This is a genomic window from Methylobacterium sp. CCH7-A2 (assembly GCF_001557075.1).
Lineage (GTDB): Bacteria > Pseudomonadota > Alphaproteobacteria > Rhizobiales > Beijerinckiaceae > Allobosea > Allobosea massiliensis.
Map to the genome: position 1 here is coordinate 106,667 of NZ_LSKN01000016.1, position 7,993 is coordinate 114,659.

The window sequence follows — 7,993 nt, forward strand, 5'->3', positions numbered from 1 at the left end:
TAACCACCCCTTAAAAGCGCCATGTTTAACTCCTGTGTGAGGATCCGGCCGGCCGTGACCTCCGGCGGCCTTCGGCGTGACGGGGCAGGATGAACGACCGGACGAAACGGGCCGAGCGGCGCGAGCCCTCCTTCGAATCAGGGCGGGGCGGAAGCCGCGACGACTTCGACATGCGCCTTTCCGACGATGACCGGCCTGTCAGGGGCCATCGCGCCCCGCCCCGCAGCGAGGCACGCCAGCCGCCGCGTCGCGACAAGCGCAGCGGTGGCGGCGGAGGCCGCCGGCGCGGGCGGCGCGGACGGTCCTTCCTCGGCGGGCTGTTCTACTGGACGCTGGTGCTCGGCCTCTGGTGCGCGATCGGGCTCGGAGGGCTGATCGCCTATCACGCCGCGCAGCTGCCGCCGATCAACCAGCTCACCGTCCCGAAGCGGCCGCCCAATATCGCGATCCTGGCCGCCGACGGCTCGCTGCTGGCCAATCGCGGCGAGACCGGCGGGCGCACCATCACCATCGGCGAGGTGCCGCCCTATCTGCCCAAGGCTTTCGTGGCGATCGAGGACCGGCGCTTCTACGAGCATTTCGGCATCGACCCGATCGGCCTCGGGCGCGCGCTGGTCAACAATCTGCGCCGCAGCGGTGGCGTGCAGGGCGGCTCGACGCTGACGCAGCAGCTCGCCAAGAATCTGTTCCTGACCCAGGAGCGCACCGCGGCGCGCAAGATCCAGGAGGCGATCCTGGCGCTCTGGCTGGAGCGGACCTACAGCAAAGACCAGATCCTCGAGCTCTATCTCAACCGCGTCTATTTCGGCTCGGGCGCCTATGGCGTCGAGGCGGCTGCGCAGCGCTATTTCAACAAATCGGCGCGTTCGGTGACGATCGCCGAGGCCGCGATGCTGGCCGGCCTCGTCCAGGCGCCGTCGCGCCTCGCGCCCAACCGCAATCCGGAAGCGGCCGAGAAGCGCGCCCAGCTTGTCATCGCCGCCATGGCCGACCAAGGGCTGATCTCGCAAAACGCCGCCAAGACCGCGCTCGTCGCCCCGGCGGAAGCCGCCGAGCGCATCGGCGCGGGCTCGGTCAACTACGCCGCCGACTATGTCATGGACGTGCTCGACGACTTCATCGGCGCGGTCGAGGGCGACGTCACCGTGCTGACCACGATCGATACCAAGCTGCAGGCCTCGGCCGAGACCATCCTGGTCGAGGCGCTGGCGGCGCAGGGCGCCAAGCAGGGGGTGAGCCAGGGCGCGGTCGTCTCGATGGCGAGCGATGGCGGCATCCGTGCGTTGATCGGCGGGCGCGACTACACCAAGAGCCAGTTCAACCGCGCCACGGCGGCGAAGCGCCAGCCGGGCTCGGCCTTCAAGCCCTTCGTCTATCTCGCTGCGCTGGAGAAAGGCCTGACGCCCGACACAATCCGCGACGACAGCCCGGTCTCGTTCAAGGGCTGGGAGCCGGAAAACTATTCGCGCAGCTATCGCGGCCCGGTCACGCTCCAGACCGCGCTGGCGCATTCGCTGAACACGATCGCCGCGCGGCTGATCAACGAGGTGACGCCGCGCGAGGTCATCCGGACCGCCCAGCGCCTCGGCATCAATTCGGCGATGCAGCCCAATCTCTCGCTGGCGCTGGGCACCTCGGAGGTCACCCCGGTCGAGCTGACGGCGGCCTATGCGACCTTCGCCAATGGCGGCCAGAGCGTGCTGCCCTATGTCATCCGGGAGGTGAAGTCGTCCGCCGGCAAGGTGATCTATGCCCGCGCGGCGACGAGCTTCGGCCCGGTCATCCAGCCGCAGACGCTGTCGATGATGAACGCCATGCTGCATGAGGTGATGGTCAGCGGCACCGGCGCCAAGGCCAACATCCCCGGCTGGGAGGTCGGCGGCAAGTCCGGCACCACGCAGGATTTCCGCGACGCCTGGTTCGTCGGCTACACGGCAAGGCTCGTCACCGCGGTGTGGCTCGGCAATGACGACAACAGCGCGATGAAGCGCGTCGCCGGCAGCGGGCTGCCGGCCGAGATCTGGGGCAAGTACATGAAGGCGGCCCATGCCGGGGCGCAGGCCGCGCCCCTGCCCGGCGGCCTCTGGCAGGGCACGCCGCGCTCGATCTTCGACGGCGGCGCGCCCGTCGCAGGGGTGCGCCCGCCCGCCAACACCCAGACCGCCGACAGCGACCGCGCCTGGGTGCCGCCACCGCCGCAGGAGAAGAACTTCCTGGAGCGGCTGTTCGGCGGCTGAGCCTTCAGGCCTTGGCCGCGCGGATGGCCGCGCTCGCCCTGAACAGCACCAGCGCGGCGACACCGATCGCCGACATGACCAGCGGCAGGGGCAGCGCGCCGCTCTTCAGCGCATGGCCGACGAGCAGCCCGACGCAGGCCGAGAACAGCATCTGGCAGAGCCCGGTGAAGGAAGAGGCGGCGCCAGCCCGGTCCGGAAAGGGCATCATCGCCGAGGCCTGGGCCTGCGGCATGGTCAACCCGACGCCGCAGGCATAGAGCGCCATCGGCACGATGACGCCGAAGGGGCCGGCGAAGCCGGTCAGCACGCAGAGCAGCATGGCGAGCCCGCCGGCCGCGAGGCAGGCGACGCCGAGCGCGATGACACCATCCATGCCGCGGCGCCCGACCAGCCTCTGCGCGAGGATGGTGCCGAGGATGAAGCCGAGCACGCCGAAGCCGAAGGACAGGCCGTATTGCGCCGGCGTCAGGCCGTGGATGCCGATCAGGACGAACGACGAGCCCGAGATGAAGGCGAAGAGGCCGCCATAGGCCAGCGCCGTCAGCCCGACATAAACCCGGTAGGCGCGGTTCTGCAGCAGCGTGCCGAAGCCCTTGATGATGGCGAGCAGGGACAAGGGCTCGCGCGAACGGGTCTTCAGGGTTTCGGGCAACAGGAGACCGACCACGACAGCCAGCACCGCGGCGAAGGCGAGCGAGGCGACAAAGGTCGAGCGCCAGCCGAAGGCCTGCTGCAGCACGCCGCCCAGCACCGGCGCGACCGCCGGCACCAGCCCCATGATCATGCCCATCCGGGCGAGTTCGCGGCCGGCGCGCGGCCCTTCATAGAGATCGCGCACCATGGCGCGGCCCAGCACGATCGGCCCGGAGGCCCCCAGCGCCTGGACGGCGCGGGCCACGGTCAGCGCCTCGATCGAAGGCGCCAGCGCGCAGGCTAGGGTCGCGAGCGTGAACAGGGCGAGCCCCGTCAGCAGGACCGGGCGGCGCCCTAGCCGGTCGGAGAGCGGCCCCCAGAGAATCTGCCCGCCCGCGAAGCCGAACAGGAAGGTCGAGAGCGTCGCCTGCGCCCCGGCCACGTCGGTCTCCATGACGCGGACGATGTCGGGCAGCGAGGGCAGGTAGAAATCGGTCGAAAGCGGGCCCAGCGCCGTCAGCATGGCGAGAACGGCGGTCATCGCCAGCGTGTCGGGGCGGAGTGTCATGGGTAGCCTGTTTTGCCTCGGAAACACCGCGTCATCTCGGACAAGCGGCGCCAGCCGCGTCGCTTCGCTTCCGCCGGGATGACGAGGATCGCTCCACAGATCGAGCAGCCCCTCTAGGCTTCGCGCCTAGGTCTGTCGAGGCTACCCATAGGCATGCAGCCCCGCGCCGTGGCGCTTGAGCCAGGCCTCCGCCTCCTCCGTGCGCGGGCAGAGCTTGTGGGTCAGCGCCCAGAAGCGGTGCGAATGGTTCATCTCCTTGAGATGGGCGACCTCGTGGGCGGCGAGATAGTCCAGCACCAGCGGAGGCGCCAGGATCAGCCGCCAGGAGAAGCTGAGATGGCCTTGGGAGGAGCAGGAGCCCCAGCGGCTGGTCGTGTCGCGGATCGTGATCCTGCGAGCCGGGATGCCCAGCGCGGCCGTATGGCGGGCGACCGCCGCCTCCAGATCCTCGAGCGCGGCGCGGCGCAGGAAGTCCTTGATCCGGCGAGGGACATGGGCGCTCTCGCCGGCAACCGCGAGGATCGGCGCGCCGTCCTGGTCGGTGGTGGCGCGGGTCAGTCCGCGCGCCTTGCTCCAGTGGACGATGCGGTGCGGCGTGCCGCGGAACGGAATCGTCCGGCCCGGCTCGAAGGGAGTGAGCTGGGGCCGCTTGGCGAGGCGGGCCGCGATCCAGCCGCCATGGTTCTCGGCGAAGAGCCGGCCCGCGGCGAAATCGGCCCGCTCCGGCAAGGTCAGCGTAATCTCGCCGCTGGCCTGCGAAACGCGCAGCGTCATCCGCCGCGCGCTCGCCCGCCGCTTGATCTGCACGGGATAGAGCACCCCGGCATAGGAGACCTCGATCCGCTCGGGATCGGGCTTGCGCTTGAAAAGGGAGAGCCGCATCGCCCGCGATTGTGCGGGATTCGCGGCCATTCCGGAAGGGGGCGGCGAGCGCCCCCTTCCGTGCGGCGGGCCGACTTCGGACCCGCAGATGCTACTCCGCCGGCAGATAGAGGCTGGCACCGCGGTCGCGGAATTCCCGCGCCTTGCCGGCCATGCCCGCCGCCCGGTCGAGCGCGGCGCGCTGCGCGTCGTCCATCGCCTGGACCTCGGCCCGCAGATCCTGCGTGATCTTCATCGAGCAGAATTTCGGCCCGCACATCGAGCAGAAATGCGCGACCTTGTGGGCGTCCTTAGGCAGGGTCTCGTCGTGATAGGCGCGCGCCGTATCGGGATCGAGCCCCAGATTGAACTGGTCCTCCCAGCGGAAGTCGAAGCGGGCCCGCGACAGCGCATCGTCCCGGATCTTGGCCGCCGGATGGCCCTTGGCGAGATCGGCGGCGTGGGCGGCGATCTTATAGGTGACGACGCCGGTCTTGACGTCGTCGCGGCCGGGCAGGCCGAGATGCTCCTTGGGCGTGACGTAGCAGAGCATGGCGCAGCCATACCAGCCGATCATCGCAGCGCCGATCCCCGAGGTGATGTGGTCATAGCCCGGCGCGATGTCGGTGGTCAGCGGTCCCAGCGTGTAGAAGGGGGCCTCGCCGCATTCGCGCAGCTGCTTGTCCATGTTCTCCCTGATCTTGTGCATCGGCACATGGCCGGGGCCCTCGATCATCACCTGGCAGCCCTTGTCCCAGGCCACCTTGGTCAGTTCGCCCAGCGTTTCCAGCTCGGCGAACTGGGCGCGGTCATTGGCGTCGGCGATCGAACCCGGCCGCAAGCCATCGCCAAGCGAGAACGAGACGTCATAGGCGCGCATGATCTCGCAGATCTCGTCGAAGCGCTCGTAGAGGAAGCTTTCTCTGTGATGGGCCAGGCACCAGCGCGCCATGATCGAGCCGCCGCGCGAGACGATGCCCGTGACGCGGTTCGCCGTCAGCGGCACGTAAGCCAGGCGTACGCCGGCATGGATGGTGAAGTAGTCGACGCCCTGTTCGGCCTGCTCGATCAGCGTGTCCTTGAAGACCTCCCAGTCGAGCTTGACCGGATCGCCCCCGACCTTCTCCAGCGCCTGGTAGATCGGCACGGTCCCGATCGGCACCGGCGCATTGCGCAGGATCCAGGAGCGGATGGCGTGGATGTTGCGGCCGGTGGAGAGGTCCATCACCGTGTCGGCGCCCCAGCGGATCGCCCAGACCAGCTTCTCGACCTCCTCGGCCGCGCCCGAGGTAACGGCCGAGTTGCCGATATTGGCGTTGATCTTGACCAGGAAGTTGCGGCCGATCGCCATCGGCTCCAGCTCGGGATGGTTGATGTTGGCGGGGATGATCGCCCGCCCGCGCGCGATCTCACTCCTCACGAATTCCGGCGTGACGAATTCGGGGAGGCTGGCGCCGAAGCTCTCGCCATCGGCCAGGCGCTCGCGAGCGTCTTCCCGCATCGCGGCGCGGCCGAGATTCTCGCGATGGGCGACATAGATCATCTCGGGGGTGACGATGCCGGCCTTGGCGAACTCGTATTGCGTCGCCATCCGGCCGGGCTGCGCCTTCAGGACCGGGCGCTGGGCCGGACAGGCGGGTACGGCCTGCGACGGCGCCGCATGGCCGTTATCGGCGGGCGTCACCGCCCGGCCCGCGATGGCCTCGAAGCCGCGCCGGTCGAGCCAGGCGCGCCTCACCTGCGGCAGGCCCGCATTGAGGTCGATCGCGACATCGGTCTCGGTATAGGGGCCGGAGGGGTCGTAGAGGCGCACCGGAGGCTCGGCCTCGGTGCTCAGCGACACCTCGCGGAAGGGCACGCGGATCGAGGAATCCTGCGGGGTCGGGACATAGATCTTGCGCGAGCCGGTGATCGGCCCGGTGGTGACGCCGGTCGGGGCGCCGAAGGACGTGATAGGGTGGGAAGGCATTTTTGGATCTCCGCCTTTGAGGTCAGGAGATCCGGCGTCGAAAGCGGTTCAAGCGCTGTGATGCGGTCGCAAGGCGGGCTCGCGCCGCGTTCCAGTCCCTCCGCCGGTATGACCCGGATCAGGTTCGATGGGTTCGGCCGGGAAGCCGTCTCAGCCCTTGCGGGCACCCCTCGGAACGGGATCGAGGTTAGGCGGGCCAGCGGCGATGCGCAACCGGCTCGGACCGCGCGCCTCAGGCGGTGATGTCGACAGTCTGGCCCTGGCCGGCGGGGAGCACCGCCTGCAGCTGCTCGGCGCTCTGCTGCAGCAGGGCGACGATCGCCTGGTCGCCCTGGGTCTGCTGGCGCAGCATCTCGGTCTGCAGCGCCTGCTGCGTCGAGGCCGCCTGCATCGCGGCGAAGCTCTGCGCGATGGCCATGGAGTCGCTCATCGGGGATCCTCCCTTGCTCCGGTGATAGGCGCGGGAAGTTGAGCCTTCGTGAATGCGAGGGCGCGAATGCGGGACTCTTCCAAATGAGAAGGCCGCCTCGCGGCGGCCTTCCGTAGCGAGCGTGAGGGCTGCGGTGGTCAGTTGCCCTGCCCCGCCAGCAGCGGGGTGATCCGCCGCAGGGTGACGCGACGGTTCTCGCGCGCGGCGTCCTGCGTGTTCACCTTGAGATATTGCTCGCCATAGCCCTGCGTCGTCAGGTTCTCGGGCGGCACGCCGAAATCCTTGGTCAGGATTTCCGCGACCGACTGCGCGCGCCGGTCCGACAGCGAGAGATTGTCGATGTCCGAGCCGACGGCGTCGGTGTGCCCCTCGACGAGGAAGACCTCGTTGGGGGAGCGTTGCAGCGCACGGCGGATCGAGTCGGCGATGATGGAGAGCCGTTGCGCCTGACCCGGAGCGACGTCCCAGGAGCCCGTCTCGAAGGTGACACTGTCGATGTCGACGCTGCGCATCTGGGCGCGCAGATCCGGCGAGTAGCGCACCTCGTCGAGGGTGTAGCGACGCGGCAGCGGCGCCAGCGGCGGCGCGACGATCGTCTCGTAGATCAGATCCTCGTCAGCCCGCTCGGCGTCGACGATGTAGCGCTCGCGCGGGATGCGCAGGGCCGGGCGCTCCAGCACCACGATCTCGTCCGAGAAGCGGTCGCGCGGCCGGTCGCGGCGGGTGTTGTCGATGATGACGACCTCCCTGCCGTCACGGTCGAGCCGCGTGCGGCGGATCAGCCGGCCCTCCTCGTCGGTGACGGTGACGATGCGGGTGCCGTCGGGCCGCTCGAAGATCGTGCGGTTCTCGTCGCCGCGCCGCTCGGTGCGGGCCTCCAGCCCGAGTTCCCGGAAGCGCTGAGTCTCGTCGCGGCGGATGATCGTGCGGTCGTCGTCGCGGATGATGGTGCGGCCGGGCTCGCGGATGATGGTGACATCACCCTCGCGCCGCTCCTCGCGGCGGCCGCGGACATCCTCCAGCCGCTCGGCGCCCTGTGTCGCCATGATGCCGCCGAGGACACCGGCGCCGAGGCCAATGGCGGCCGCGCCACCGGGCCCGATGCCGCCGCGGCGACCCTGGCGTTGATCGGTGGGCTGCCCCGGCGCGGATGGCGCAGCCGGCGGGGTGGCTTGGGTCTGGCCGTCACGCAGCGTTGGCGCAGCCGGAGCCGGTGGCGGCGCAGCCGGAGCGGGCGGCGGCGCGGAGGGGGTCGCCTGCGGCGCGGGAGCCGGCGCTGGCGCGGGGGCCGGGGC

6 protein-coding genes and 1 riboswitch are annotated in these 7,993 nt (G+C 69.9%); of the genes, 1 reads left to right on the forward strand and 5 read right to left on the reverse strand.

Annotated features, from left to right (window positions below; genetic code table 11):
* Positions 1-89 precede the first annotated feature (89 nt).
* A complete protein-coding gene (locus tag AX750_RS01395) occupies positions 90-2,237 on the forward strand; it encodes a PBP1A family penicillin-binding protein (RefSeq protein ID WP_066722667.1) in 2,148 nt (715 codons plus the stop codon).
* A gap of 4 nt (positions 2,238-2,241) precedes the next feature.
* Here AX750_RS01395 and AX750_RS01400 read toward each other — a convergent pair whose 3' ends face one another.
* The 5 genes from AX750_RS01400 to AX750_RS26355 form a co-directional block, all read right to left on the reverse strand.
* Positions 2,242-3,438, reverse strand: a complete 1,197-nt coding sequence (locus tag AX750_RS01400; RefSeq protein WP_066722668.1) for a multidrug effflux MFS transporter — start codon at positions 3,436-3,438, stop codon at positions 2,242-2,244.
* A 141-nt stretch (positions 3,439-3,579) separates the two neighbouring features.
* Complete coding sequence (locus tag AX750_RS01405; protein ID WP_066722709.1) at positions 3,580-4,320, reverse strand: SprT family zinc-dependent metalloprotease; 741 nt, start codon at positions 4,318-4,320, stop codon at positions 3,580-3,582.
* Between the two features lie 91 nt (positions 4,321-4,411).
* Positions 4,412-6,268, reverse strand: a complete 1,857-nt coding sequence (gene thiC, locus AX750_RS01410) for a phosphomethylpyrimidine synthase ThiC (RefSeq protein WP_066722671.1) — start codon at positions 6,266-6,268, stop codon at positions 4,412-4,414.
* A gap of 77 nt (positions 6,269-6,345) precedes the next feature.
* Positions 6,346-6,449, reverse strand: a riboswitch (TPP riboswitch).
* A gap of 51 nt (positions 6,450-6,500) precedes the next feature.
* Entirely contained in the window at positions 6,501-6,698 is a 198-nt protein-coding gene (locus tag AX750_RS01415) for a hypothetical protein (protein WP_066722673.1), read from the reverse strand.
* Between the two features lie 137 nt (positions 6,699-6,835).
* Complete coding sequence (locus AX750_RS26355; RefSeq protein ID WP_066722675.1) at positions 6,836-7,744, reverse strand: OmpA family protein; 909 nt, start codon at positions 7,742-7,744, stop codon at positions 6,836-6,838.
* Positions 7,745-7,993 lie beyond the last annotated feature (249 nt).